We start from the raw sequence: 26,327 nt of genomic DNA, 5'->3' as shown, positions 1-26,327 counted from the left end.
AGCACCCAGGTGCTCCCGCGTTAGGACCTACCGAGCGGGAGCGCGTCCGGTGCCGGGCGTCCTCCCTTCGCCTGCCCCCACCGTTGACGCGCCGGAGTCACGGCGTGCCGACCGTCTGCATGCGAAGACCACAATACCTGCCAAAAGTCCTCGAGGCCATTGGCAAACTCGAGTATCCTTCCGGGTGGCGCCCGGTAACCCGGTTCCTGAATGGAAGCGCCAGAAACGTACGACTCGGTCTTGATGTGAGGCTTCTCGCGTGACCAGAAATAGCGACAGATGAAAAAATGAGATTTGCGGGACTCTTTGCCGGAATCGGCGGATTCGAGCTTGGCCTGGCGAGGGCCGGACATACTACCGAACTGCTCTGTGATGTCAATGTCGCAGCCGAAGCAGTGTTGAAACGCCGCTTCGCCGACGTGCCTTACCATGCCGATATAACGACGCTGAGGTCCCTTCCGTCCGACATTGACGCAATCTGCGCTGGCTTTCCATGCCAGGACTTGAGCCAAGCGGGCCGCGGTGCAGGGCTTGACGGCCAGAAGTCCGGGCTCATTGCGGAAGTATTCCGCCTGTTGTCGCGACGGCGAATCCCTACCGTTGTTATCGAAAATGTGCCGTTCATGCTGCAGCTGAGCGGCGGTGCAGCCATGCGGGCTATCGCTGACGAATTCGAGCGCCGCGGCTATCGCTGGGCATATCGCGTCGTCGATACCTTTGCGTTCGGCCTGCCGCAGCGGCGGGAACGGGTCTTTATGGTGGCTTCGCGCGAAATCGACCCGGCAGGGGTTGTTCTCGCCGACGAGAATGTACTGCCCCGTCCGAAGACCGACGTGGGTCGCATTGCGCATGGCTTTTACTGGACCGAGGGACTAACGGGTCTCGGGTGGGCGGTCGACAGCGTCCCGACGCTCAAGAATGGCTCGACGATTGGCATTCCGTCGCCACCGGCGGTATTGCTGCCAGATGGACAAATCGTCAAGCCGAGTATCCGCGACGCGGAAAGATTGCAGGGATTTGCACCGGGCTGGACTGAACCCGCCGAGGAGACCGTTCGACCGTCGTTTCGCTGGAGTCTCGTGGGAAGTGCCGTCAGCGTTCCGGTTGCCCAATGGCTGGGGCAACGGCTGGCCAATCCAGGGGCCTATGACAGGCAGCTGGACGGCGAGTTTCCGGCGTCAGGCCGGATTCCGCGGGCCGCGCGCTTTGACGGCAAGCGCAGATATCAGGTATCCATAGGCGTCGACCCCTTAGGACACCGGCCACCTTCCCTTTCGGATTTCTTGCTCGATGAGGGTGACCCGCTTTCGCTCAAGGCAACACTCGGCTTCCTGACCCGAACCCGTCGCGCCAAGCTCAAGTTTGACAATGCCTTCATAGCGGCGGTGGAGCGCCATGTCGAGCTGCTAGGCGGCGAAATTCCGCCCCGGATTGAAAGACAGCTGGAACTGCTGTCGGCCTGACATTGACGTCGAGGGGCGCAGTGCGCGATACGGAACATTTCAGATAAATTACCATGGCAACGACAGGACGAAACCAGCTCCGGTTTATCACCGACGAAGACAAAACAGCAGCTGAAGCACAGGTTCGTGAGCTGCAAACTGACGTCGACTACGAAACCAAGGAATACACGGTCGAACTCATCGTGCAGAAGTATCTCGAAGGAGAGCCCGAGGACGCCAACGAACTCTTCGTTCCGGCCTACCAGCGCGACTTCGTATGGAGCCCCGACCGTCAAAGCAAGTTCATCGAGTCGGTGATGCTGGGGCTCCCGATACCTTACGTGTTCACGGCTTCCCTCGCGAAAGACATCGATTCGGACGAAGGTCGTGTCGAAATCGTCGACGGTTCGCAACGCATTCGCACGCTCGCGGCCTTCCTAAACGACGAGCTGATTCTCGATGGCCTGGAGAAGCTGTCCAAACTGAACGGATTCAGCTTTTCGGACATCGAACTCTCACGGCAGAGAAAGTTCAAGCGGCGCCCTATCCGTGTGATTGAATTATCCGAGAAAGCCACGGAATCGGTCAGGCGCGACATATTTGAACGCATCAATACAGGCAGTGACGAGCTCCGGGCGATGGAGAAACGCAAAGGCATCTTTACAGGGCCTTTCTACGACTTCATCGCGGAATGCGCCGCCCTTCCGCTGTTTAACGAAGTGTGTCCGATTTCGTATCGGAAGCAGCGGAGGGAAGAAGCGGAAGAAATGGTACTTCGTTATTTTGCGTATGCCGACCGCTACGAACAATTCAACCATAGCGTGCGAAGCTTCCTTGACAGCTACCTGAAGGAACACCAGGACAGGTTCGATAAGGAGAAGTTGCTCGCCCGCTTTGTAACGATGCTTGAGTTCGTTCGCGACAATTTTCCCTTCGGCTTCCGGAAATCTCCTACAAACTCGTCCGTACCACGAGTCCGTTTCGAGGCAATTTCTGTCGGCGTAACGCTCGCGCTGGTGAAAAACCCTGAGCTCAATGCCTCGAAGCAGGATATTGCCGATTGGTTGGCGTCAGAGGAATTTTCGAAACATACAGTATCTGACGCGAGCAATTCGCGGCCCAAGGTGAAAGCCCGCATCGAATTTGTTCGAGACCAACTTCTGCGCGTATAAAAAATGCACTCCGTTCGCGCCGACTTCGACAAACGATGTGCTGAAATCAAAGACTATCTCGACTGGCTTGAAGACGCCGAATCGAAGGACCACGGCATCCCCAAGGGACTGCCGCCCACGATGAAGGCCGCCGCGATGCTGTTGCTTTACAACCTGATTGAGTCGACCATGACCAACGCGGTAGAAGCCATATTTGACGAGTTGCAGACGAGAAAAGTGGCATTCGACTCACTGAGTACCTGCCTCAAGGTTGCCGTACTTGCGAACGTCAAAAACGTGGCTGCGGACAAGCTAACGGACAAGCTGGTCGCCATCACCACCGACATCATTGGCTGCACGTTCGACAAGGCCAAGGTGTTCAACGGAAACGTGAATTCGAAAAAAATACGCGAAAAGCTGACCGAATTCGGGATTAAAACAACCAATGCTTACAAGGAGGAACGTCTTAACGCCATCATGGTGGCCAGAAACCGGCTCGCGCACGGCGCGGAATCTTTTGGCGACTACGGCAAGGACCTGACTGCGGGCGAGCTCATTCGCGACTATGAACGCGTAAGCACCTTGCTAGCCTCCGTACTCAACGACGTCGAAGAATTTCTCAATCAGCGTCACTATCTGTCCGCGGTTTGAATCGCTACGCGTATCCGGCTCACGCATCCCGCCAGGTCTTTTTTCACTTCATGCTCCCACAAGCGTATAACACGCCACCCGGCAGCAGACAGTTTGTCATCCACCTGTTGGTCTCGCTGCTGGTTCCGCCTGATTTTCTCGGCCCAAAATATCGCGTTTGAGACCGGTCTCGTGCCATGAAGTGGGCATCCATGCCAGAAGCACCCGTCTACGAAAATGGCGACCCTGGCGGCGACGAATACAACATCTGGCCGACCAGGCAGTGAGTTCGCCGCCTTGATGCGATACCTAAGACCTGTAGCCCAGAGTGCACGTCGTAATCGCAGCTCGATATCGGTTCCAGCCTGCCGCACTCGTCCCATGCGGACGCTCCGCTGCTCAGGCGTGAGGATGTCGACCATGATAAAACCTTTGCAACCTTCCAGTTCGCGGTCTGGACAGCTTACCAGCGAGTGAGCAACTTTTAGGGCCTCCCATGCTCGCGCTCCACGGGCGGGCGATGTGAAACGACGCCTGGCACCGCGTGCGATTTGGCCATCCCACCGCGTCTTTTCGACGCGTGCCAGCGCAGACGTCGTATCCCGAGTCTGCGACGACTTCAGTGGCAACCGAAGCGGCCGCTCATTAAGACCACCTAAACCCCATAGCCACACACAGCTTGCCGGTGTTTTAGCGACGCACTTGATTTAGAACGGTCGCTACACTCCGCCGGCATGCTGCCCTATACCGTGCGCAATCGGCCCATGGACAATAGAGAAGCTCTTTATCCCACTCAGTATGGGGCATCTCGTGCGTCGCGCGAAATCACCATGCACTTGAACCGCCCTGCTCCGCGCCAGTAATGGTCTCTTCGCATCTCAGTCCCACGTGTGACAAGGTACCGCGGCGACCGAACAGTCCCGGAAGGCGGTCCGCAAGCAACGTCGCCCGAAACAACCAAAACTTGATTTCTTGCAGCGTTTAAAGTCGCCACCGTATACCCTTGGCTGGAGGAGAGGGCTAAATACCCCGCGGCCAGCGGAATGGCGCCAAGCGGGAGCTCCGGGCGCAACCCGGGAGCAGCGGCTGGAGGGTGAGCGGCAAGGTGTGCATACCTTGTGTTGGTCCAGCCGAGTCGGGGCGATGCACGCGACCCCGATGCCCCGTACGAGAGACCGGCTCCGCAGTCCAGCGCGCAGGCTCAAGGGCGAAGCTCCCCCTTTTCCCAGTGTCGTGCTGGGCTAGGGGGGAGCTTCGCCCCATAGCTCAAGACACTCACCACAATCCAGACTTGAAAACCTGTTCTCAAAGAGAAAAACTTCATTCTATCCGCCGAACAGGATGCGATGCTGACCCGAGGAATATTTGAACGGCTCCGGATGCCTGAACTGGAAGGCTAGTGAACTGTTGATTTGTACAGTATTTCGCGACTCGCTTATTTCAGGGAGACTACAGGGTCCCATCGGGGAAGCGTATGAATAAGCGAGACCAAAAACCAGAAGTAGAAAAGCCAATCGATACAAATGCGGCACCGACTATCGTAGCGTTTACGTTCCAGTTTGAGCGCGCGTTGTACTCGTTGTTCTCAGGCAATGCGAAGCGGACCCAAGTCGGCATTGAGACACTCGACGATGTGGCAGAGTTGACGCGGAATGCCGATGGCTCCGTGGCTGCTCGGCTTGAGCAGGATGCAAACACAGTCCAATCTGCAGGCCAACCGTTTCAGGACAGCAGCTATAAGCTGTGGCACACGCTTCGCGTTTGGTTGAGTCATGTCAAAGTGTTGCGAGAAAAGTATGCAGACGTCCAGTTCTGCTTGGTCACAAACGCCAAGGTTCCCGAGAAGGCCTTGGCTCGCGTGCTTTCCGACGCGAAGTCGGACGAGCAGGTAAAGGCTGCGGTCTCTGCACTGCGCGCGCAGGCTCAGGTCGTCGTGACGAAGAAGAAGTCGAGAGCGACAGCAAATCCCGCTTCAAAGCCGAAGACATCAACGAAGAAAAGTTCTTCCGCGAAGACAGAGGCGGAGGCAGTTCTCAACCACGACGACAACGATTTGAGCTACCTCGTTCGTGGGCTGGAATTATTGGACGACGGGGGCACCAGCTCGGTCGCGCAGCCGCGTGAAGCCACCATTGAGCTTTTCCAGCTGCCGTCGGCGCTGGTGGAGCATGGTGAGGAAGTCTACCGATACCTACTCGGTATCGTAGTCGACACTTGTCGTAAGGCGTGGACTGCTGGAGAAATAGTCTGGCTTTCCCCTCAGGTTTTTAGGGACCACCTTCACAACGAGCGAGACCGCAGATTTCTCTATAAGTACCTCGACCGCCCGATGATGCATGTTGATTTCAAGAATCTGGTCGCGAGGGGGGGCCGTGAGTTCTTTTTCCTGAAGCAACTCTCCCGCCTCGACATCCCACCCAGAATCATTGACCGTCACCTGGAGAAATTCTGGGCCTTCTATGTCGAGCGCGTACGGCTTGAGAAAGAAGGATTCAACCAGGTCGACTGGGAAGCCCGCGAAGATAGTCTCCATCAACGATGGGAGGACTGCCGCGACAACGCAGTGATGGAGTCGATGATGCAAGCGAGCGCTACGCCTGAGCAAATCGGTGTGCGAACTCTCACCAAAACGCTGGACGAGAATTTCAAAGCCCCGCTGGGAAGGCACGAAACTGGTAACTCGTACTTCACCCACGGGCACTACCATCAGATGGCGAATGAGCCTGATGGCCGCTTTTTCGTCTACTGGCATCCAGAATACGGTTCCCGGAGGGACGCCGATGACGAAGGAGGCTCCTGATGTCAGGCTACACCGACCGCTCGCTCATCCATAACAGCGCACTTGCATGCTTCCTTCTGGCGAGTTTCACCAAGGAATATCAGACTCGCACCGGTAACGAGCACCATCCGTCGTTCGAAAAGCTGCTGCTCGTGCTGCCTCTCATTTGGCATGGCCCAAGCCGAAGAGGCATTTGCAATCGAAACTTCGGCACCCGATTGCATGCAGTCCTTGCAGATGAGCCTCGCATCACTGAACGACTGTCGGACAGAGTCGGCGCCCACGCGGCTGTATCGGCGCAGGGACTCAATATCGCATGTGCAACAGGGCTTCTTGTTGAGCGTTTCGACGCTGAAGAAAGGAAATTTGCCTTTTCCCCTTCGCGATGGCCCCAAGGAAGTAGTCCGACGAGCATCGATAGAGAAATGTCCGGTTCCGTGCTGCGCCTTGCGAACTGGTTCAAGGATTTCACCACTGCAGAACTCTTCGCAACACTCGGCCTATATTGATATGCAATTCTTCATTTCACATCTGATTCTTTGGCCGAAAAATCAACGCCTCAAGATTCGAACGCTCGAATTTCAGGAAGATAAGGTCAATGTCATTCATGGGCGCAGCCGAACTGGGAAGTCATCCATCATTGCCATCATTGATTACTGCCTCGGTGCTAAACGGTGCACCATACCAGTTGGCGAAATTCGGCAGAAGACGGAATGGTTCGGTCTAAAGGTCCGGATTCGTGACACATGGGTTCTGATTGGCCGCCGCACACCGCCAAGTAGCTTTGGGAGCGGTGAGTTCTTTTTTTTGACGCTGGATGGTCGCGACGCGCCCATACCGTCCCGTATCGAGGCGACACACACCCACTCCCAATACAAGGACGAGTTCAACCGGATAGCGCGCGTCACGAACATGTCACTGATAGACGACGAAGACGCTGAGAACGCTGAGAATCGACCATCCTATCGTGATTTGGCTGCGTTCAACTTTCTCCCCCAACACATCGTCGCCAATCCAAACGTTCTGTTCTACAAAACCGACACATACGAACACAAAGACAAGTTTAAACGGGTCCTTCCGTACGCGCTGGGTATTGTCAATGCAGAGTATCTACAGAAGGCACGAGAGCGCACGCGCAATTTGAAGAATCTCGAAGCTCTCTATAAGGTACAACGGACTCGTGAGACTGCATTCGCATCTTGGCAAGCCGATGTTAGGGCGCTCTGGAACGAATCGGTTCAACTGGGATTGTCGGACGAGCGTGAGAATGTGTCGCTTGAAGCTTGCGTGACTACTCTAAAGGCGTTAAACGACGCGTACGTTGCAGGACATCTTGCTCAGCGGCTGCGAACACCAAATCACGCTTTCGCAAACGAACTATTCCTAGACGCGACCGAACGAGAGGAAGAGGCGCAAAGGCAGGTCGATGATTTGATGCAGGAGTTGCGTGACTATCAGGGGTTATCACAGCGAGCGAAGAAGCTGACGGGAGCAATGGAGGAAGAGAAGGTTCGCGTTGTGAACCTCGATTGGCTCCAGCGCAACTTGGTGCGAGACGCGTCCTGCGTAGTCTGTGGCTCGGCAAGCAATCACAACCATGACGTCCTGAATGGTCTCGAAGAAAAGCTCGACAGCGTGACACGACTGTCGGCAGCGCTTCTTGAGGGACCGATTGTCGACAGGCAACTGGCAGCCCTCGAAAAGAATCTCTCCGAAGCGGAAGACGTCCTCCACGCGGCACGAATGCACCGGCTGAGCCTCGAGCCCAAGGCCTCGGTGCCAGCGGAATCCTTGGGCCGAGTGTATGTGCTCCTCGGAAAATTACAGGCTCTTCTCGGTGCTCTGGCGACGCTGGATGGCGAGGATGACTTAGGAAACCGCATCCGCGATACGGAGGAGAAGCTTGCTCGACTAGATGACTATTTCCGAAATTCAGGCCGGGAAGCAAGAGAGAGAGCGGTCGCTGTAGAACTCGGTGAATACATCAGAGGCTATGCGAAATGGTTTGGACTTCGGTCGAAGGCAACTGTTGAACTGGACCAAAAGGAACTGACTCTGACTTTTTCGCGAGACACCGGAACCCATAAGGACTATCTGTGGGAAATCGGCAGTGGTGCCAACTGGATGGCATATCACGTTTCGACATTCCTGGCATTGCACGAATTCCTCACTAAGCCAGAACGTTTAAATGGCCCGGTTTTCAGTTTCCTCACGATTGACCAGCCAAGCCAAGTGTTCTTTCCAAGCGCTCACTCAGGGGAGAATCTTCTTGATGAGCATGACGACCAGGCCAAGAGCTTGAGTGGTTCCAGGGACGCCGACATTGAAGACACCCGCAAAATCTTTCTTGCCTTAGCACGTGGTCTCGTACGTACGAAGTTCAAGTATCAGATTATCGTCGTCGAGCATGCAGACAAATCCATTTGGGGGAGTGCAGACCACATGAATGAGGTAGCCGCGTGGAAAAATGAAGGCGACGGGCTCATTCCCCGCGAATGGTTCGGCCGCTGACTGAGGTGGCGGGGACGGATGAGAGCTGTATAGAACTACAGGCTGTATGCGTCAGCATGGAATCCACGCCAGGCCTCGTGCGACAGGGGCTTGGCGGTACTGCACTTTGCGCACAAAGTGCAGTACATTTGGGGCCAGATTCAGGCCAAGTTTTCTCATTTCCGTTGAGAAAGCGTGAGAAGCCGCGAGTGCCCCTCCCAACCTCTCCGTACGCGTGATTGTGTCTGTCATATTGCCTGCATAGGGTCTTCCCTATATGATTTTGCTCGGCCGTGAGAGAGGCCCGCACAAGGAAAATCAAATGGGAGCGCAGGACCTTATCGCATTGACAAATTCGGGGTTACTCCAGTCCGACCGGATTGTTAAATTGGATACCCCCGCCGGACCGAATGTGCTTCTGCCACATATTGTGGTGGGCACTGCTCGCCTGGGTGGCAATTTCGAGATTACCGTCGACGTTGTTTCGCTGCAGGATTCAATCGAGCTGAAGTCCCTCATCGCGCAGCCCGTCACACTTTGGATTCAGCAGTCTGACAAAACGTATCGTCCCCGACACGGGTATGTTCATACGGCCCGCCGGCTGGGTGCCGACGGGCGGCTGGTCAGCCTGCAACTGATTTTCTCGTCGTGGCTTCACTTCCTGAAGTTCCGCAAGGACGCGCGCATATTCCAGGACCAGACCGTCGAAGCCATTCTCGAGACAGTGTTCCAAGGGCATCCTCAGGCAGTTGGGGCGTACCGAATCGAGGTGAGCAAACCGTCACCGGCACGCTCGTTCTGCGTGCAGTACGAAGACGATTGGAACTTCGTGCACCGGCTGATGGAGTCAGAAGGCTGGTTCTATTACTTCGAGCATGCCGACGACGGTAAATCTCACACCCTCGTTGTCACAGACGACCTGTATTCGCTAAAACCGCTGGAGCCTGAACAGGTCCGGTTTTATCGTGCCGGCGTCACGCGTCAGCCCGACGCGTTCGTGCACTGGTCGGGCACGCGGACCTTACAGAGCACGTCGTACTCGACGAGTACGTTCGACTATAAGAACCCCGAAGCGCGCAAGGAGAAATCGTTTCCGACCGTCGCGAACCAGGGCGAGCTTCCGCAGCAGGCTGAGGTCTACGAATACACGGGGCCATACACGTACCTCGATGATGACCGCGGCGACCGGTTAACCAAGCTCAAGCTCGAGGAATGGGAGTCGCGCGCGAAGCGATTCCACGGTGTAGCTAGCGCACCGAGTATCGACGTCGGCGGCTGGTTCAGTTTGCTAGACCACCCCGAGCACGACGGAGATAGTGCTGAGGACCGCAAGTTTGCGGTGGTCGAAGCCACATGGTACATCCGCAACAATCTCCCGATTGGGGAAACCCGCCCTTATCCGCATAGCCTCGATGCCCGTCTTGCCGAGGTTCGTGATGCTCACGAGGAATCGGCACCTGCGTTCGCGGTTAAAGATGCTTCAGGCAGCGAGGGCTTCTTCCTCGTTGATGTCGAAGCCCAGCGCCAGAAGGTGCCGTTTCGCAGCCCGTTCGAACACCGAAAGCCCGTCATGCACCTTCAGACGGCGACGGTCGTCGGCCCTGGCGACGAAGAGGTCTATACCGATGCGCTGAACCGCATCTTGGTACGCATGCACTGGGACCGACGTGAGGGCATCGGAGCGACATGCTGGGTGCGCGTTTCCTATTCCGATACTGGCGGCGGCTACGGCAGCGTGCACGTGCCGCGCGTTGGCGAAGAAGTGACCATCGAATGGCTTGGTGGTGATTGTGACCGCCCCATTGCAACAGGCCGCGTCTACAACGGCGCAACGCAGCCGCGCTGGCATTCGAACGGCATCCTGTCAGGCTTCAGCTCGAAGGAACACGGCGGCAACGGTTACAACCATCTCGTGATGGACGATGCGACTGGGCAGAACAGGCTGCAACTGTTCTCGTCGCAAGGTAGTTCCATGCTTCACCTGGGATACCTGATTGCCCAGGACGGCAATGTCCGCGGCAGCTATCTCGGCAGCGGCTTCGACCTTCGCACCGATGCGTACGGCGCGATTCGCGCCAATCGGGGGCTTTTCCTCACGACCCATCCTGGTTCGGGTGCGACGCACCAGCAGTTGGAGGTCCGACAAGCCCAGCAGCAACTCACCAGCGCTCACAACTTGGTCGAGTCGCTTTCCGACGTCGGCAGCCAGCACCAGGCCGAAAGCCTGAAAGCGGGCCAAGACGCGCTCAAGGCTTTCACGGACGCCACGACCGACAACGTTCAGGGGCAAGACCAGGGGAGCGGCGGCCGCACGGCGGGAGGCGGCACGGGCGCAGCCAACGCGTTCAAAAGACCTATTCTTCTGGCCACAAGCCCGGCGGGCATTGCACTGTCGACGCAGCGGTCGGTGCACTTGGGTGCGGACGAACACGTGAACGTGGTCAGCGGCCAGAGCACCCACATCGCGGCCGGAAAATCGCTGCTTGCGAGTGTCGCCGAACGTATCAGCCTGTTCGCCCAGAACGCCGGGATGAAGCTCTTCGCTGCGAAGGGCAAGGTGGAAATCCAGGCGCAGTCGGACAACATCGAAGTGACCGCGCAAAAAACGGTAAAGGTGCTATCGGCGACCGAGAAGGTCGAAGTGGCCGCAAGTCAGGGCATCCTGCTGACCTCAGGTGGCGCGTATATCCGCATTCAGGGCGGCAATATCGAGATTCACGCTCCGGGCAAGATAGACATCAAGGGAGCGCAGCATGCGTTCGCCGGCCCCACGAGCGCACCCTACGATTTGCCGGCCCTACCCAAGGGCGACCTGCACAACAAGCTCGAACTGAATCTCACGGACGACAACCTCAAGGCTGTGCCTCAAGCTCCCTACAAAGTCGTGTTTGAGAACGGGACGACTCTGGCTGGCAAGCTCGATGGAAACGGCCACGCGGTCCTGCGCGACGTACCAGACGGCACCGCAAAGGTCTTCTTCGGGGAGGACGCCCGCCCATTCACACCCCAGCCCGTCCCCGCGCCCACGGAGCTCGCGCAGCCTGATGTTCTCAAAGAACTGCATGCAGCCGGGCACAAGGGCATTACGGAGGAAAACCTCTACAGCCTATTCAACAAATTTTCTGGCCGGCCGGATGTGAAATGAACGAAAGCGACCAACAAGCAATTGAAGACGCGGTCAAAGAGATTGGCTGGTCGATGGCAACCAACGCTGTCCCGTTGTTCTACGTCGCGCAGAACGTTTACGACACCACGGAGAGCGTCTGGACCGTATGGAACGCACGCGAAAGTGCGGACGAGATGACGAAAATCGAGGCCGGCATCGACTTGGTGTTCGCCGTCGTGGGGTGGGTCCCTGTCGTCGGCGCCGGCGTCAAGCGTACGTTCCGCCTCGTCAATCACAAGTCTGAAATCTACGGCCCGCTGCTGTTCGACATTCTGCGTTTGGTGCTTCAGCAAGCGCACATTCAAACCAGCCCGGATGCGTTGATTGATAGACTGTTCGATGCCACAGGCGTCAAGAAGTACCTGACCGAGGCGCGCGAGCATATCCAAAAATCCTGGCTGTATCGGGAGATGCCGTCCGCGATGCAAGTCACGTTTATGCAGGCGCTGACCTTCGTCGAAACGAACCTGCCGTACTGGCTCGCGCAGTTCGTCCAGCGCAAGCTGCTCCACTGGCGCAAGAAGCAGCCAAACTCAGCCGCAGTCAGCACCCTCGAAGAGCATCGGACCACCGAAAAGCCGGGCGCCAAGGGAGAAGAGGCCAAGGCGGGCCATGACCGCCCGGTCCCGACACCCTCGCGAGGCGTGGTGAATGCCAAGCTCGCGGTAACCGATATCACAACGGGTATCACCGGCATTCTGGGTGAGCATATCGGCGACTACTACTGCTACGAGAAACTCAAGTGGGGCAACGGCTGGAAGGACCACGACAAGGGGTTAAGTGGCAAATGGAGTGAGCAGCCGGGCCTTCGGGTCATGGGCAAGCTCAATGACAAAGGCAAGCTGAACAAACTCTTCGACCTCAAGGCACGCGGCCACGGTATAGATGGCGTTTGGCGTGCTGCACCGTTCAGCAATCAGACGAAGGACTTCGCTATCGTCGAAATCAAGGCATCGACGACGACACGAAAGCTGAAGGACCCTAATGCCAAGCATGGTATTGCTGGCAAACTTGGAACCGTGAAGGAAGCCGTCCGGCCACCGGCAAACGACCTGCTCGAGCCGCCTGAAGATGCCGGTCCAACGATACCCTCTAAAGGGGGCGGTAAGCCAGGAGGTGGAGGTAAGCCCGGAGGTGCGGGAGGAAAGCCGTCCGGTGGGGGCAAACCAGCTGCTGGAGGTGGTGCCGGAGAGGGTCCTGAACATGGCCAGCAGAAGTCCCCATCTACATCACCGGACACCAGCTCTGGCGCAACCACTGAGGCTGGCGGAAAAGACACCGCCAAGGGCGACAAATCTGTCGATAGAGTCCAAATGAGCACCGCCTGGATTCAGCGGAATCTTCCGCAGGCCGTACCCGAACCAATGGTTTCGGCAATCTTGCGGTCTGGGTATTCCCGACACATTCTGTACGTTCCGTTCTACCTTCCTTCAGCAGCGCAGCACGTTGAAGCATTGGCTGTGGGGGACGAACACGGACATACGGACCACGACCTTCCCTTTACCCACCATTACAAAGAAGGGGAAGTGGCGGAAGCTGTCAAGCTCAAAGCCAGCAGGCTAAAATCGCGGACGTAACTTGAGAGAGTGGACATGAGCGACGATTTTGATTCTAAGCGGCGACAGCGTTTTCTGGGCGAAGACTACTTCAAGTGGTTGATGGCGTCGTTGAGTGACGACGCTACCTACTGGTCCGAAAATACTGCCCCCACTGGCGAAACCGAAAGTGAGCGTAAAGCGACTACTGCCCTATACCTCTCATCTTACCTCTATCGTCGCTTCTTGCTGATGTACACCGGCGGCGTGGATATCGGGTTACTGCGTGGCGAACTCGACTCAGTCGTGGATGCCTTTGCGCAATACACCAAAGCCAAGCGTCTTTATGAGGAGGACGCAGAGCAACCCCCGTTGGCATTTAGCGTCATCGGAGATTACGAGAATGTCATGCAGCTAATTGGTTGCTGCTACCTCATGCATCGACGTGACCTGCTACCCCGAATTGTGGAGATGTTCGACCCAGCCTATCGCGGACAAGACACGCTGTACGAGGACCTCTTGTCGTATGAGTTCACGGGCCGAGTCGACGTAGACAGTTGGTTCCACGACGTTCCTTATCGTCCGCTCGTTTTTTCCCTGTATCGCGAGACGAAAGATGAGTGTGTCAGCGACATCATCGAATATCTGGAGGCTTGGTATCCGGGTATGGCGAGCGCGCCGTGGCACGACGGCCACCTTGAAGCCCAGAGGAACGGCAAAGGTGCATATGTCGGCTACTGGGCGATAGAGGCTGCCGCTGCGGCCTACCTGTTGAAGGTAGATGATTCCGCATTCCGGGACCATCTGCTGTATCCGAAGGACCTCGCTGACTTCGCCCGCAGCTTCGACGCATCAAAGGAAACCGCGCCGGCGTTTCAAGGTAGCTCTGCAACGACTGTGCGCACAGGCCAGCCATGCCCGGAGACTGGTATCTGGAAAGCGCAGGGACACAACGTGCCAGGCGTGATGGTGCAACAAGGCGAGCGCATGCCCGAAGTGTTCGCTCCGGACCGGTCAGGTGCATATCGCTCCCAACCAGCGCTCTGGGAGTTTGAACGCAAAGCATGACGTGCGAATGAGTTCGCCAAGCCGCGCGCTCAAATTCCGATGCGCGCGGTCTTGCCGAACTTGATGCCTTACTTTGCGATGAGGAAACGGTCGCGGTTCTTTGCGTCGCGAATCCAGAGCGGAGCACGACCACGGCCTGACCACGTCTCGCCAGTCTTCGGATTCTGGTACTTCGGCTCAGAAGTCGTTGCCGAACCCGTAGTCTTCTTGGCGCGCTTGCGACCAAAAATCTGGTCTTCAGTGATACCGTATTCAGCGACAAGCTCGCGAACCTGTGCGACGACTGCTTCGAGCTCAGCAACGCGCGCTGCCTCCGTGCGCTCCTGAAGCGCATCGAGTTGGGCCTTCAGTGCCTTATAGTTTTCTGCCATTCTTTAGCTCTCCCGTCGTTTAAGCGCGATTCATGCATCAGGACAATGCAGTAATCGCTAGACGGCAGTATAACGCCGGCTCGAATCTCTCTCACACCAGCCGGCGTAGATGGCATCAAACGCGGCATGGACGCGTGTCGATTGCATCAGCTCTTCATTGCGCGCGTCGCGTATCGATTCCTCGTATCGCACGTCGACTCCATCTTCGTCAGGTTTGTTCTCAACTATGCCGGCACCAGCGCATAGCGCCGACGTAAGCGGTATTGCGCGCTGCAAATGCAGTTTGCGTGACAATTCACTTCGGTCGGCGCCGCCTCAGTCCCTCACATGGCTCCCGTCCCGAACAAATTGCCGCGGGAATCCGCTCCGCCACATCCGCCGATACGCATCGGGTCGTTCATCGGCAAGGCCGTAGCGGGATTCAGGCACGCCGTATATCTCACCGACCTGCCATTTTCGTACCGGCGAATACAATCCGCGTTACGACAAGAGTCTGAGTACCGAGTGACAGTACCGGCATTGGCAGGCGCGTCGTGCGGCGTGCTGGTGTCTCGTTGCTGCGAAATTCGTCGTTGCACCTGCTCAAACGATGCTGGCACCGCGACAGGGCCTGTATTGAATACAGCGGCTTTCTTATCGCAGCTCTCACCTTTTTTTAACTGCTCGCACGCGCTCTGTGCTCGCCCCAGGGCGCCGTCCTTCGTATCGTCTATCACCCACGATGAAGTAGTTTTGCTCTCAGCTACCGCAATCCAGACTGACGCGTCGTTCGATGTCTTGACTTCGCATGTCTCTGGTTGATTGGTGCGTTTCCGGCAGCCTTCAAGCGCACCTGCTTTAGCTTGTTCAGGTGACTCACTGCCATACTCCACATAAGCGCCGCCCTTGCCCATAGTCACGGCGTACCATCGCTCGCCGCTATCCCATGACGCAAGGTCCAACCGGCAGTGCCGTTTAAACGTGGTCTTGCAATCTTTCATTGCGCGCTCAGCAGCGCTTTCCGGGTTTCTGTCCGTCGACACCGATATGCCGTCATCGCTGCGAGCAATGACCAGCGCAATAGGCCCAGCAACTGGCTTGCCCACCAGACGGCATCCGCCTGATTCCTTACCGCATCCGTCCAGTGCCGCTCGAGTGGCCTCTTCGGAAGATGCCGCGTCACGCGCGACAAACGCAAATCCATTGTCGCCATGGGCGGCGACTACCCATGCACTTGCCTGCGTAGTGAACACACAAAGCCAGGCTATGAGCACAATGCGCTGTTTCCTCAACTTCATATCGACACCCCATCCGTACCCGCGACCGCACTACAGTTATCCGTGAGCACGAATTTAGGCATGCAGAAGATAACCTGACTCTGAGCGGCTGAGGTGTGAGTATCCTTCACCTTCGACGCGATAACTGTTGACTCCGCCGCAACCAGTACGCAACACCGTGGGCAACGGCGCCACGATGAGAAAGCCCGTCTTTTCATTGTTTCCCCGTAACTGCAGTGCGTCGACGCGCCATCGCCCACATGTCACGACGTGCATCCGCACTATTATTCATTTAACGACTTATTACGACATTCTATGTCGTTAACTTTAGAGCTGCCCGGCACCACACTTCATGTTGCTTAACAACAACAGACGTGGTTATGGCGCGGCAATCGGCGGGAATACCGGAACGGCTTGGGAAAGCGATTGCGCGCGAACGGATGGCACGCGGCCTGACGCAGGAGCAGCTCGCCGAAATCATTGGCGTCGAACAGGAAACCGTCAGCCGCTTCGAGCGTGGTGCGACCTTGCCGCCGCTACCGCGGCTGATACAGCTCGCCGACTATTTCGACGTTCCGCTTGAATCCCTTCTGCGAGCGAATTCCAATCGGATTGCGGACGAGGCAACTGACATTGCCGAGATGCTGTCGAAGCTCGACTCGCCAAACCGTGATTTTGTGCGTCGGTGGGTAACCGAGATGTGCGAGAGGCTCGCGAAACGGAAATAGCGGATGGCTAGCCGGTGAACCTCGTCACACCGCGCATCGGCGAGCACGACGCCAAATTTCCGCTACGCGCGGGACATGGCGGCTGGTACCGCGCAACGTGGTAACGTCAGTTGCCGTTACACATCTTCGCCAGCTTTATTTTCAACTCCATGAGCACGGAAGGTTCGCTTATCCCAAGCAGCGGGTCTGTGCGCACTAGATGGTCACGGCACCATGCAGGCCAATGCAGCCAGTCGTCGTCCAACGCCAGCCACGCATCTGGCTTGCGGCGCAACACATCCGACCACACTTGCATGCCGCGCGGAGCGGATGCAAACTCCCGCGGGTCCATTCCGCTGTGGTACGTGGCACCAACAACTCTCGCCTGCAGGCCCGGCGTCAGTCTGCGCGACACCCGGACGACGCTTCCTCGATAGCGGCGCACCCACGATGTCGACAGCACTATTCGCAAGTCCGGGTATGGCGACAGCACTTCTTCGAGCAGTAGGCAGTGCTCAAAGAGGGAATGGCCAAGCGCGTCCACCAAAATAGGACCGCGCTTGTGCAGCAGATACACGGACTCAGGGTGTGTCACGCCATCAAAATCGAGAAAGAGCACGCGCCCGCCCGTGTGTCGTGGGGGCGGTACGGAGAAGGCCGGCCCTGGGATTCCTGTCAGCATTTTTTCTTCAAGGCGGTGTGGACTGCGGCGATGAGGCGCGATTTCGACGCGCGCGGGCGCTTTCGTTCGACAGCATCAAGGCCAGGACGTAGTCTGGAACAGGCGTCGAACCGTGGTGACCACATCATCACCAATCAGATACGGGATTGGCGGAAGGTCAGCACTGGACTGAGCACTTCGAACGCTGGCGTATATCAACCTGCCCTCGCATCGAACATCGATTCGAAAAGCAACCACCGCGCTCGGGCGCGTGAATGCATAATCGCAAGTCTCGTAAACGAAAACAGTGAAGCGCTCGCACACCGGATATGGGCCACGTGGCGTTGGGCAGGCAAGAGCCAGTGACGCGCGATGCCACGTTGACCCGCGCGATTCGATGGAGCTGCCATCGCACACCACGGGCAAAGTGGCGCCAGTACAGTCACCCAGGTACACGGCGACATTTGTCCTCAGCAAAGGCGCGCCTGGCGACAAATCAAGAGCTTCGCTCATCGCCTGTCCTCATGTCTGTAGATTTGCCTCACCGCGTGTCCTTGCCAACGCGCTCATAGACGACTCTCCTGCTACCCACCTGAATCCTCCGGGTTATACGTCGTCGGCCAGTGGTGACGACTGCCACCATCGGTATCTGCGTGGACCTGCCAGAGTTGTACTCCCTGGCTAACGCCCCCGGACCGACGGAAATGCCCAGCTTTTTGAAAGCCTCCGCAGCTATTGACTCGAACGTTGCGGCCGGCGCGGGACGGCCTGTATATCGATTTATGCGAGTTTTGGCATATATGCCATGGCCTACTCGTATCAGTTGTCCAGTCGCGACCAGCTTGGCTAGCACACGGGTCAGCTGCGATTGGCTTCCCAGTCCCGACACCTCCGAGCGAAGAATGACGACGCTCTTGCGCCGGCGGATGGAGCGCACGACACGAGTTTCCAGTGTCATCTTCGCCAGTAGCCCGGCACATTGCCGGATGAAGCCAATCGCAAAGAAGTCTCCCGATTGCTGCGTCGACTTGCATCCCGCAGAACGCGACCAGTACCAAACGAGCGACGCTTCAAAGCGGGTCTCCCCGCCGCATACGGAGCATGATGTCCGCGACCGCGGGTTGATGGTCTCTACTAGCCAGATGGAGCAGCACAGCAAGGCCGATTTCTGAAGCAGAATGAGATGGGTCCACGCGCATTCGCGCGATTTTTACCACCCGCTGGCCAGTGGCAACAGCCTCCCCACGTACTCGCCCTACCGAGTCAACAGATACTGTGAACCGACCGGCCGCATTTTGCACAGACGCTCGCTCCCGCTCCACGAGGCAGGTCACATGCGCTACGCGGCCCCGTTGTGTAGTCGGCACAGGCCTATTTGCTATCACGGGACCGTCCTCCGATATGAGTTGTGCGCTCTCATATCGGTGTAAAGCGTGATATGCGTCAGCCCAAATATCTGGAACGCCGCTGTGCTGTATGCACCGGGTGTACAGCTCTTGCGTCCATCGCAGGTCTGAGCCGAAACGGCCAACGCACACGGCAATGGCGATATCCTCGTCCTGCCTGAATCGCGCCGGTTCTACTACATAAGCCAACATCACCACTGCTCCTGTTACATCGCGTCTCGTTGACGGCAGCCTGTCTCGGTGTCACACGATTGCACGCCATTCCTAGCAGGCGTCGGCACCAAACACGTTCTGCACCAGCAGCAAACCCGGGGCCACCTATAAGTCGGTAACCCTGCGCAGGGAGGACATGCGCTCTCTGCGACCCGGGTGGCCGATGGGTGCCCAGTCTAAAGCGGAAAACATGCAATGTAAAGATTGGCAGTTTATAAACTGCCACTTTAAATAGGGTAGATTCACAGCTGGCGATGGGCGATGCTCCTGTCGCATATGGAAGACACCACAACACCTCACCAAAAGGCTGCCCGGCTGCGGCTCGGTGCGAATCTAAAATTGTTACGCGGGAAGCTGGGCATCTCGCAAGAGGTGCTCGCTGACCGCGTGGGGTTGCACCGGAATCACGTCGGGCAGATTGAGCGGGGCTTGGCGAACGTAACTCTGGACACTCTGGTGTCGCTCGCCAATGCGCTCGGCGTTCACGAGTCTCAACTGCTCCTAGAACCTACCGAGCGCCCTGTATCCATCAAGACCGGCCGCAAGAAGAAGACCGACGCAGGCGGCCAGACCACGGGCGACCGCAATAAGCCGAAAACTTAACGCCTCGGTTATCCGGTTGATGCCGGCGCGGTGTCTTAAACGCGTCCGCTCAAAAAATCGTACTCGTGGTGGCAGAGCCAAGAGTGCTGCCTCGTCGCAGGATGGCTGTACCGACTCGGTCGCGGAACGACGTCCATGACGCTCACAGCCACGCCTCGACGGCGCCCTGACACCAACGCAAAAGCTCGTGGTCAAGGAGCCCGGCCTCCCGAGCGCGGCCATCTGTCAGGCCACGCCCATCCGCGTTGTGTGCGTGACTCCGAATCCGCACATGTTGGGCAGGGCTTGAACCGCTCTCCCCTTCCTCCCTCTTTTCGCCTAAAACAGCCTGTTCATCCAACGTCGCTATATGCCTTTGGAACGCTGCGACGCTTGGCCATCGCTGATGGACGTCGCAACGCTCCGCGCGCCGCGGGACGCTGCGAAACACATAACGGCAGTGCTCCTGCATTTTACGAATCAAATCCGTGACGGCTTTGTTCGCCAGCATCCTTGCGTGGCCGGCCTGACACGGATTTCAGCCGTTAAAAAATGCTTAACGAACCCGTTATTTCCCAGGCGACGCTCCCCGTGAACGCGTCTATTCAACACGACGCGGGTGCCCATCCAATTGCCCCGAGTGGTTCCATTGCCCAAGGACATGCCAAGCTCACCTACCAGGAGCTCGAGCAACACATCCGGAAGCATCTTACCGCCGACGGGTGGGGCGGTCAGCGCGTCGCGAATTTCGTTTCGGCGATGCACGGCTGGATGCAGGTGTTCCAACGTAGGCCCGATGACATCGTGGGCGAGGAGTTAGGATGCAGCTTCGCCAAAAGCTTTCGGCGCTTCGAAGATGAAATGGCGCCACGACTCGCGCCCCGAACTCAGAAGGACCGTCAGGAACAAATCCGGAAGCTGAAGCAGTTGTACGACGCGCTCTCCATCAACGATTTGCTTCCACCTGTCTTCGGCGATGCACTGGCTTATGCCATTGACCGAAGCGGGGAAACACTCGCACAGATTGGCCGGCAGTCTTGCATTCTTCCGCAGGTCCTGGGCCAGTGGGTCCAAGGCAAAGGAACACCCCAGCACCAGACGAGCTATGCGCGGATTCCCGGCCTAGAGTCGGCTTTGGGATTGCCTCCTGATTGCTTGGCGAACCGGTTGCCGCCACGACGGCGTGCACGTTACGAGCGACGGAAAAATGAGCTCATGGATGCATCGACAGACACATCGGCAAAGTCCAAACGCGCCGCAAAGGTAGCCTGTCCGATGCTACGTCCAACAGCACGGCTCATGTCTCAGTGGGAGGAGCTGATTCGCTTCAAATCGGATGTAACCAGATATGGCGCGACCAAACGCAATACTTGGCGATTGAAGTCAGTCGAAGACACAGGCTTCCGCATTGGATGGGCAAACATGTGTGACGGAACAGTATGCGCCACCGCCGGATTGCAATGGTCCTTCTTTGCTCCCTTCCTTGGCTTCATCACAACGCATACCGTTCGGGGACGTACAGTGCCCAGCGAACATGCAGATTCCCTTGCATGGCTAACGTCAACCGGGCATATGAAATCGTATGTGCAGTTTCTGCGTACACGGGCTGGCAATGTCACGCACCATGGTGTCATCACGTTGCTTAACAATGCGCGGTCGCACCTGCGCCCTGAGACCGGGTTTCTGTGGCATCGCCCGGAGTTTGTCGATGACCTGTGCGCAGCTGGCGATGCACGCGCGCTGACCATTGCGACTCAATTGAATCGCGAGACCGCATGGCGCTCGTACTGTGCAGAAGCGCATCGTGAACTGCTCAACTTAGAAAAGTCTCTCGCGGCTCACTCACCCGTGCGCTACGCACGGAAGCGCAGCCAACGCGTCGCAACCATATTGGGAGATGAGTTCCCACTTAAACGCCTGGTAAAAATGGTGCGCGACCTCGAAGCCGATGAGCCGCCCCAAACTCATGAGCGAGACTACACCGTCTGGATTCGTGATGTCCTTCTTTGCAAGATGCTCATCAGCAATCCGCTACGCGTGTCCCAATTCAGCATCATGCGTTTCCGTGGCAGTCGACCAAACTTATATCAGACAGCGGATGGTTCCTGGCGACTTCGCTTCGACCCCAGTGACTTCAAGAACGAAAAAGGTGCGGCCTTCGAAGAATACGACGCCGCCGTGGAGCCGACCGTGTGGCCATGGATTCGCCGCTACCTGTCAGAAGCACGTCCCTCGCTTGTTAACGCGGAAACTGACTTTCTGTTTTTGCCCCGTGTTGAAGGTCCCAACCGAGGGGCAGGCTACGCAGCACTGGACATCGAGTTGGCCGGAAACTGGATTTCCGACTGTCTGGCCAAACGTGTAATCGTCGTGACAGCCCGATACATGCCGGAAGGAGATGGGTTCGGACCGCATACATTTCGCCATATTATTGCGACCGACCACCTCAAGCGCCACCCGCAAGACTATCTGACAGTCGCTCAACTCTTGCACGATACACTCGAGACAGTGATGGAGAACTATGCGCACCTGAAGGTAGATGACGGGTTGCGCGTGCTTCACGCTGGCGTGGCGCAGGCTATGCGTGAACTCGGCGAGTCGCACAAGTAAGAACCGAATAGCGTCGCTGCAAAGAATGGGGGGCGGCAAAGGTCACTGCCCCCACTTCGCGGTCGCGATGACTATCGACCATGCACAGTGCTCAGCAAAACCTTCGGCCGCTTGCCCTAGCGCAAGCACAGCCATCCTACGCGGGCCAAATCCAATTAGGTGCGAATAGCTCAGTCGCGGCCACTCCCCTTCTCGACGCACGGATGCCCGTACCGTCGCCGCATATGCATTTTGAATTTGTGCCAGAAAACTCTCCTGCACATGACCAGTTACGGACGGAGCATTGGCGTGGATTTGGGTCCAAGTGCGCAGGCTCTCGCCTGCATCCCTGAGGACTGCCCCACCTCGTTCTTCCCCGTGATTTTTCAGCAGACTGCGCCGCCGGCCGTCAGGCGCGCTTTGCGGAGGCCGCTTGACGCCTCTGAATCGTTTCGATAAATTCAAGCCATGAACTACGCAGCCCCCCCTCTCCGTCTCGACAGTTGCCGCGGCAACGCCTCGGCCGGGCGAGACTTTGCGCGGGCAAAGCGTACGTTCCGTGAGCGATGCGAAAGCAGCACCCTCGGGGCTTTCGCGGGCGTCCATTTGGCCTATCGGCAACGCAAACAAACCGGGCAGTTCGGATTTTTTCAAGTCAATCCGATTTTCGGACGGTCTCACGCCTTGCGTCGAGCCGTATTTGTTTGCGCCAGAAAACAGGACAACGCTCATGACCCATCTTATGATTTTCGCTACCGACTCGATTCCTAAGCGCGCCGCACGGGACGTCGAGAAACTACTGGCGGATGTGCTTCCAGCATCCGGCAAGCAAAAATTTCCCCACAAGGACCTGACCGCCTACGTGCTGTGCGGCGCGTCGGCATCGTGGCACGGCCTCGTCAATGTTTCTGACACGCCGGAAGCCGCCTCACCGCTCGACGAGGAGTGCGGTCCGGAGGTGTTCCGTGCTCGACGTGAAGAGCAGGTTCAACGCGCGATTGAGTTCTTCGCGAAGCAAGGTGTGCCGCTTGAACGTGGCGCCGCCGCGACGCTACTGCGCAATTGGCAGCCGTCGGCGCGTCGTCCGCAACTCGACGTGGCGCGCTTCTACGAAGTCCAGGCCAACAACGGCTACACGGGTTCCGAGCGCCTGTGCGCTGTTTTGCTCAACCGCCTGATTTACTCGCGCGAGGTACCGAAGGCGCAGCAGGTCGAACTGATTCTCGACAACGTGTACTTCAGCCGCGACCCGCGGCGCGCAGCCCTTATCCAGGCCGACGCGGGTATCGTCGCCGTGCGACTCGTCAATTTGCGCGAGCATCCGGATGCGGCGATTGGCGTTCGCATTCTGGAGGCGTTCGAGGGCAGCGGCTTTGACTATCCACGCGTGTCGCTCGCGAAGGCGCTGACCTACGGCTGGGGATGCGAGCAGGCGCCGAAGCGCGCATGGGCGCTCCTCCGGTCGGTCGACATCGATACGTTCACAACCGACGCGGCGACAATCGAGTACTGCAAGCTGGTCGCGGGACTGGCCGCAGGTGGAGAGGTCGGCGCGCGCGACCTGCCCCTCGCGCTGAAGATGTGCGAACGCGCGGCGCACCTTGGAGACGGAGAGTCAGCCTATAACGCTTGCTTGTTCTACGCAAAAACGCGTTTTGATGCCAAGGCGGACATCTATTCGGGCGTGGTCGAGCCAGACGAGGAGCGTTCGCTCGCGTACTTTCACATGGCTATCATCGCGGGATACAACCCGAACACGGCACAATTCGCACCGGGGGCGTAAATCATGGCGACGAAATCTCAAAAACCACAATCCGCACTGGACGCCGGCTACGAGGCAGGCATGCAGGCGGACGTAGAGCCGTCAGACTATGATATGTCGTTCTTCGAGCCCGACTACCGGCTGGGCTTCGTTGTGGGCCACAGCACTGCCGAGTCGATTCGCCGGGCAAGCCCGATGGCCGCTGCGGTGATGGCAGCCGACCTGGGCCCGCGATACAACGTTCCGCTGGACGTTTTGCTCGAGCAATTGGAGCTACCGGACGACCTATGCGGTATCGTCGAAGAAGCGTATGAGCCCGGTGACCCGGACGACGACGAGTCTGAAGAAGACGACCTTGCATAAGACGAGCCGGCTCACGGTCGACAGCGTGACAGGCTGAATTCAGACGCCCCGTTCCAAACGGGGCGTTTTTCGTTTTGGACTGCGAGCGGGATGCCTTGCGCGTCGACGATGAGGTGGTGTTTGCTGCCGAGCTTGCGCCGTACGTGAACTGTAAGCGAGTGTGCTGCGGCCGATTGGAAGGGAATTGGAGCTTGGAACTGTTACCCTCGCCTGCTATCTTGAAAACGTGTAGCGGCTGCAAAACGAGGCGGAGCAGGGCTCTGACGACAATCGTCGCGAATCCCTGATTCGCCACCAAATGCGAAAAGCCGCTGTTTCGAAAGAAACAGCGGCTTTTTTCTTTGCGTCACGCTTCAGTGCCTTCCTGTCGCAACATTCCCGCTGGCATCAAACACCACCGCCCGCTCCCTCGCGACGATCCGGCCCGGCCATTATCGGACGCTCCAGGCACCCTATCACCGCTCGACCTCGACGAGCCGCACGAACAGGCCGTCTTGCGGGTCCGAAAAACCGTACATCGATCCGGAGATATCGAACAGAACGCTCACCGGGCTACCATCGTCCCCGGTCGACGCGCTCCAGTACGGACGGTCAGGTATGCCGGGAAAAGCGACTTCCGATACTGCCTTGCCGGCGGGCGTTTCGGCACCCCCCCTTCTGCACCACCTCCGGAGAATGGGTGCAGAGCAGCAAGCCCGCCAACTCGTCACCTGTCGGCAAGCGCCATCGCGCCTGTCCCGCTCCGACGTCGCCCTCGGCAACGCGTTTTCCGGCTTCGGCCAGCGTAAGCCGCTCGGGCACGCCTCGACAGTCCATCCCGTCCCATTTCTGCCCGACGCTGCATCGCATCCATGTCAGGCCGGTCCGGGTGTCCTTGACCGTCGCGCCATTGCCCTGAATCAGATAGCGGTTGTCGATCAATGTGCTTGCGGACCCGGCGAAGCGAGGAGAAGCAAATGACGTCGTGCCGGCAAGCAGCAATACGAGCATCCCGATGGCTCTCCATTTGGCGACCTCTGGCTTCCTTGCGCGGCAGATACCCGACGTATGCGGCAGCCGGCAGTCGTTCTGGCGCTTCTTCATATCGCTACTCGCCTCCCGGTCCCGCAACCGTCGCCCGAACCGGTCACTTCTGCTGAACCGGTTCATAGACGCTGTCGATACGCTGATATCGGTAGGAAATCGTCTTGAACTCAGGATCGAAAAGTTGCTGATACGCGCCGTCGCAAGCTTTATCCAGTTTCACCGAGTAGCTCGGTGGCCATGCGGCAATGGGCTGACACCTGAAATCGTCGGCATTGGCGCCGTCCTTCTTGAATCGCAGGACCATCAGGCTTTCCTGGATTTCCTGCGCCATGTCCACGTAGTACGACTGATTGTTCAGGACCACGCCGATCGGAAAATAATCCGATTTGAGGCCTTCGGCCATTTCCGGCTCGGCCACCATGACAGCCGCCTTGCGCAGATACGCTTCAGCCGCGGCGGGATCCGACCGCATCAGGCGCCATCCCTTGTATTTGTATGCAGCGGCCACGACCGGAAGCTGGCCGGGTGTCGGGTGCTCGCCCCACCATCCGATGATCTGGTCGAGACTACGCGCGAACAGCTGCTGGTACTCGTCCGATTTTGATTGCGTCACGCGCAACGGCACTCGACAGTTCACCACGCATTGCGCAACGACCGGTGGATCTCCCGCGTTCCACCGCTTCCACGTTTCTTCCTCACGCGCATTCTGCCGGTGCTCGTCAATGGCGTTGGACACCAGTGCGACGGGCGCGACAGCCACGATGGCCGCGCCCCACGCAACCGTGCACGGCGTCGAATGACTCCTGGCAAACAGATCGCGGCAATCGCTCGAACACGCACCGAGCGCCAACGCGCACGTAACGTACGTCAGGCATCGGACGATCCTCATGGGCCTCGACATCGCTTCCCCGCTAATCATTAATCATTTTTTTACACCGACATCCGCCCTGCCGGGGCTATCCGCCGGATGCGAAAAGCCGGTGCGTGAATTTAACGAATCAGTCGGTCAAAAGATAACTGTCGGGTCTGTCAGGAACTCGGCCATCCACGGCCGGATCGCGTGGCGACGGCATTCGATGAGGCAACCGAAACGGCGGCCAGGCGTGGCGCGCCGATGCGCAGCGTGACGC

General features: G+C 57.9%; 22 protein-coding genes. 15 read left to right on the top strand and 7 right to left on the bottom strand.

What is annotated here, in order from left to right; all coding sequences use genetic code 11:
- Positions 1 to 287: 287 nt before the first annotated feature.
- From G3N64_RS06895 to G3N64_RS06885, 3 genes are read left to right on the top strand one after another with little or no spacing between them, the layout of a single operon-like run.
- Positions 288 to 1,463, top strand: coding sequence for a DNA cytosine methyltransferase (locus G3N64_RS06895; RefSeq protein ID WP_186100895.1), 1,176 nt, complete (start codon positions 288 to 290; stop codon positions 1,461 to 1,463).
- Positions 1,464 to 1,516: 53 nt separating this feature from the next.
- Positions 1,517 to 2,614, top strand: a complete 1,098-nt coding sequence (locus G3N64_RS06890) for a DUF262 domain-containing protein (protein WP_205783025.1) — start codon at positions 1,517 to 1,519, stop codon at positions 2,612 to 2,614.
- Positions 2,615 to 2,617: 3 nt separating this feature from the next.
- Positions 2,618 to 3,244, top strand: coding sequence for an MAE_28990/MAE_18760 family HEPN-like nuclease (locus G3N64_RS06885; protein ID WP_205783023.1), 627 nt, complete (start codon positions 2,618 to 2,620; stop codon positions 3,242 to 3,244).
- Here G3N64_RS06885 and G3N64_RS06880 read toward each other — a convergent pair.
- Positions 3,226 to 3,606 (bottom strand): very short patch repair endonuclease, encoded by a 381-nt coding sequence (locus G3N64_RS06880; RefSeq protein ID WP_241020822.1) that lies wholly within the window; start codon positions 3,604 to 3,606, stop codon positions 3,226 to 3,228. The two genes, G3N64_RS06885 and G3N64_RS06880, sit on opposite strands and share 19 nt — an antisense overlap.
- A 1,091-nt stretch (positions 3,607 to 4,697) precedes the next feature.
- Between G3N64_RS06880 and G3N64_RS06875 the strand changes: the two genes are divergently transcribed.
- The 6 genes from G3N64_RS06875 to G3N64_RS06850 all read left to right on the top strand — a co-directional run bounded on the left by G3N64_RS06875 (position 4,698) and on the right by G3N64_RS06850 (position 14,261).
- Entirely contained in the window at positions 4,698 to 6,023 is a 1,326-nt protein-coding gene (locus tag G3N64_RS06875; protein WP_205783019.1) for an ABC-three component system protein, read from the top strand.
- A complete protein-coding gene (locus G3N64_RS06870) occupies positions 6,023 to 6,511 on the top strand; it encodes a three component ABC system middle component (protein ID WP_205783012.1) in 489 nt (162 codons plus the stop codon). Before G3N64_RS06875 ends, G3N64_RS06870 begins: the two co-directional genes overlap by 1 nt.
- A 1-nt stretch (position 6,512) precedes the next feature.
- Complete coding sequence (locus tag G3N64_RS06865) at positions 6,513 to 8,513, top strand: DUF3732 domain-containing protein (protein ID WP_205783010.1); 2,001 nt, start codon at positions 6,513 to 6,515, stop codon at positions 8,511 to 8,513.
- Positions 8,514 to 8,814: 301 nt separating this feature from the next.
- The gene (locus G3N64_RS06860) at positions 8,815 to 11,637 is read left to right on the top strand and encodes a type VI secretion system tip protein VgrG (protein WP_205783008.1); all 2,823 of its coding nucleotides are present in this window, start codon (positions 8,815 to 8,817) and stop codon (positions 11,635 to 11,637) included.
- Entirely contained in the window at positions 11,634 to 13,235 is a 1,602-nt protein-coding gene (locus G3N64_RS06855; RefSeq protein ID WP_205783006.1) for a hypothetical protein, read from the top strand. The genes G3N64_RS06860 and G3N64_RS06855 overlap by 4 nt, the downstream gene beginning before the upstream one ends.
- 15 nt (positions 13,236 to 13,250) lie before the next feature.
- A complete protein-coding gene (locus G3N64_RS06850) occupies positions 13,251 to 14,261 on the top strand; it encodes a PoNe immunity protein domain-containing protein (RefSeq protein WP_205783003.1) in 1,011 nt (336 codons plus the stop codon).
- A gap of 68 nt (positions 14,262 to 14,329) precedes the next feature.
- On the opposite strand, the gene G3N64_RS06845 is transcribed toward G3N64_RS06850, so the two are convergent.
- Positions 14,330 to 14,632 (bottom strand): H-NS histone family protein, encoded by a 303-nt coding sequence (locus G3N64_RS06845; protein WP_205783001.1) that lies wholly within the window; start codon positions 14,630 to 14,632, stop codon positions 14,330 to 14,332.
- Positions 14,633 to 14,955: 323 nt separating this feature from the next.
- Positions 14,956 to 15,909 (bottom strand): DUF4189 domain-containing protein, encoded by a 954-nt coding sequence (locus G3N64_RS06840; protein WP_205783000.1) that lies wholly within the window; start codon positions 15,907 to 15,909, stop codon positions 14,956 to 14,958.
- A gap of 359 nt (positions 15,910 to 16,268) precedes the next feature.
- Here G3N64_RS06840 and G3N64_RS06835 point away from each other — a divergent pair, with 359 nt between their 5' ends.
- The gene (locus tag G3N64_RS06835) at positions 16,269 to 16,616 is read left to right on the top strand and encodes a helix-turn-helix transcriptional regulator (RefSeq protein WP_095413095.1); all 348 of its coding nucleotides are present in this window, start codon (positions 16,269 to 16,271) and stop codon (positions 16,614 to 16,616) included.
- Positions 16,617 to 16,722: 106 nt separating this feature from the next.
- Here G3N64_RS06835 and G3N64_RS06830 read toward each other — a convergent pair whose 3' ends face one another.
- Both G3N64_RS06830 and G3N64_RS39650 read right to left on the bottom strand, forming a co-directional pair.
- A complete protein-coding gene (locus G3N64_RS06830) occupies positions 16,723 to 17,214 on the bottom strand; it encodes an HAD domain-containing protein (protein ID WP_257010795.1) in 492 nt (163 codons plus the stop codon).
- Between the two features lie 583 nt (positions 17,215 to 17,797).
- The gene (locus G3N64_RS39650; RefSeq protein ID WP_241020816.1) at positions 17,798 to 18,214 is read right to left on the bottom strand and encodes a DUF6088 family protein; all 417 of its coding nucleotides are present in this window, start codon (positions 18,212 to 18,214) and stop codon (positions 17,798 to 17,800) included.
- On the opposite strand from G3N64_RS39650, the gene G3N64_RS06825 reads away from it, so the two are divergent.
- From G3N64_RS06825 to G3N64_RS06805, 5 genes are all read left to right on the top strand, one after another.
- Entirely contained in the window at positions 18,159 to 18,428 is a 270-nt protein-coding gene (locus tag G3N64_RS06825) for a hypothetical protein (protein ID WP_165935654.1), read from the top strand. The two genes, G3N64_RS39650 and G3N64_RS06825, sit on opposite strands and share 56 nt — an antisense overlap.
- A gap of 708 nt (positions 18,429 to 19,136) precedes the next feature.
- A complete protein-coding gene (locus tag G3N64_RS06820; protein WP_046196282.1) occupies positions 19,137 to 19,478 on the top strand; it encodes a helix-turn-helix transcriptional regulator in 342 nt (113 codons plus the stop codon).
- 531 nt (positions 19,479 to 20,009) lie between these two features.
- A complete protein-coding gene (locus G3N64_RS06815; protein ID WP_205782998.1) occupies positions 20,010 to 22,067 on the top strand; it encodes a hypothetical protein in 2,058 nt (685 codons plus the stop codon).
- A gap of 709 nt (positions 22,068 to 22,776) precedes the next feature.
- On the top strand, positions 22,777 to 23,829 hold the full coding sequence (locus G3N64_RS06810) for a hypothetical protein (RefSeq protein ID WP_205782996.1): 1,053 nt from the start codon (positions 22,777 to 22,779) through the stop codon (positions 23,827 to 23,829).
- A 3-nt stretch (positions 23,830 to 23,832) separates the two neighbouring features.
- Positions 23,833 to 24,171, top strand: a complete 339-nt coding sequence (locus G3N64_RS06805; protein ID WP_205782994.1) for a DUF2623 domain-containing protein — start codon at positions 23,833 to 23,835, stop codon at positions 24,169 to 24,171.
- 591 nt (positions 24,172 to 24,762) lie between these two features.
- Here the strand turns inward: G3N64_RS06805 and G3N64_RS06800 are convergent.
- Both G3N64_RS06800 and G3N64_RS06795 read right to left on the bottom strand, forming a co-directional pair.
- A complete protein-coding gene (locus G3N64_RS06800) occupies positions 24,763 to 25,254 on the bottom strand; it encodes a DUF1566 domain-containing protein (protein WP_205782992.1) in 492 nt (163 codons plus the stop codon).
- A gap of 43 nt (positions 25,255 to 25,297) precedes the next feature.
- Entirely contained in the window at positions 25,298 to 25,957 is a 660-nt protein-coding gene (locus G3N64_RS06795) for a hypothetical protein (RefSeq protein WP_205782990.1), read from the bottom strand.
- Positions 25,958 to 26,327: the final 370 nt, after the last annotated feature.

The sequence above is a fragment of the Burkholderia sp. Ac-20344 genome (assembly GCF_017104975.1).
Classification (GTDB): domain Bacteria; phylum Pseudomonadota; class Gammaproteobacteria; order Burkholderiales; family Burkholderiaceae; genus Burkholderia.
The sequence above is the reverse complement of the archived record's forward strand: the minus strand, read 5'-3'. Positions and strand labels throughout refer to the sequence as shown.

Bases quoted from the DNA above. Each gene is read 5' to 3' on its own strand.
- G3N64_RS06870 (WP_205783012.1), top strand. From the start codon at position 6,023: ATGTCAGGCTACACCGACCGCTCGCTCATCCATAACAGCGCACTTGCA.
- G3N64_RS06815 (WP_205782998.1), top strand. From the start codon at position 20,010: ATGCTTAACGAACCCGTTATTTCCCAGGCGACGCTCCCCGTGAACGCG.
- G3N64_RS06840 (WP_205783000.1), bottom strand. From the start codon at position 15,909: ATGAAGTTGAGGAAACAGCGCATTGTGCTCATAGCCTGGCTTTGTGTG.
- G3N64_RS06895 (WP_186100895.1), top strand. From the start codon at position 288: ATGAGATTTGCGGGACTCTTTGCCGGAATCGGCGGATTCGAGCTTGGC.
- G3N64_RS06835 (WP_095413095.1), top strand. From the start codon at position 16,269: ATGGCGCGGCAATCGGCGGGAATACCGGAACGGCTTGGGAAAGCGATT.
- G3N64_RS06885 (WP_205783023.1), top strand. From the start codon at position 2,618: ATGCACTCCGTTCGCGCCGACTTCGACAAACGATGTGCTGAAATCAAA.
- G3N64_RS06850 (WP_205783003.1), top strand. From the start codon at position 13,251: ATGAGCGACGATTTTGATTCTAAGCGGCGACAGCGTTTTCTGGGCGAA.
- G3N64_RS06800 (WP_205782992.1), bottom strand. From the start codon at position 25,254: ATGAAGAAGCGCCAGAACGACTGCCGGCTGCCGCATACGTCGGGTATC.
- G3N64_RS06880 (WP_241020822.1), bottom strand. From the start codon at position 3,606: ATGGGACGAGTGCGGCAGGCTGGAACCGATATCGAGCTGCGATTACGA.
- G3N64_RS06845 (WP_205783001.1), bottom strand. From the start codon at position 14,632: ATGGCAGAAAACTATAAGGCACTGAAGGCCCAACTCGATGCGCTTCAG.
- G3N64_RS06860 (WP_205783008.1), top strand. From the start codon at position 8,815: ATGGGAGCGCAGGACCTTATCGCATTGACAAATTCGGGGTTACTCCAG.
- G3N64_RS06825 (WP_165935654.1), top strand. From the start codon at position 18,159: ATGACGACGCTCTTGCGCCGGCGGATGGAGCGCACGACACGAGTTTCC.
- G3N64_RS39650 (WP_241020816.1), bottom strand. From the start codon at position 18,214: ATGACACTGGAAACTCGTGTCGTGCGCTCCATCCGCCGGCGCAAGAGC.
- G3N64_RS06865 (WP_205783010.1), top strand. From the start codon at position 6,513: ATGCAATTCTTCATTTCACATCTGATTCTTTGGCCGAAAAATCAACGC.
- G3N64_RS06820 (WP_046196282.1), top strand. From the start codon at position 19,137: ATGCTCCTGTCGCATATGGAAGACACCACAACACCTCACCAAAAGGCT.
- G3N64_RS06805 (WP_205782994.1), top strand. From the start codon at position 23,833: ATGGCGACGAAATCTCAAAAACCACAATCCGCACTGGACGCCGGCTAC.
- G3N64_RS06855 (WP_205783006.1), top strand. From the start codon at position 11,634: ATGAACGAAAGCGACCAACAAGCAATTGAAGACGCGGTCAAAGAGATT.
- G3N64_RS06810 (WP_205782996.1), top strand. From the start codon at position 22,777: ATGACCCATCTTATGATTTTCGCTACCGACTCGATTCCTAAGCGCGCC.
- G3N64_RS06875 (WP_205783019.1), top strand. From the start codon at position 4,698: ATGAATAAGCGAGACCAAAAACCAGAAGTAGAAAAGCCAATCGATACA.
- G3N64_RS06890 (WP_205783025.1), top strand. From the start codon at position 1,517: ATGGCAACGACAGGACGAAACCAGCTCCGGTTTATCACCGACGAAGAC.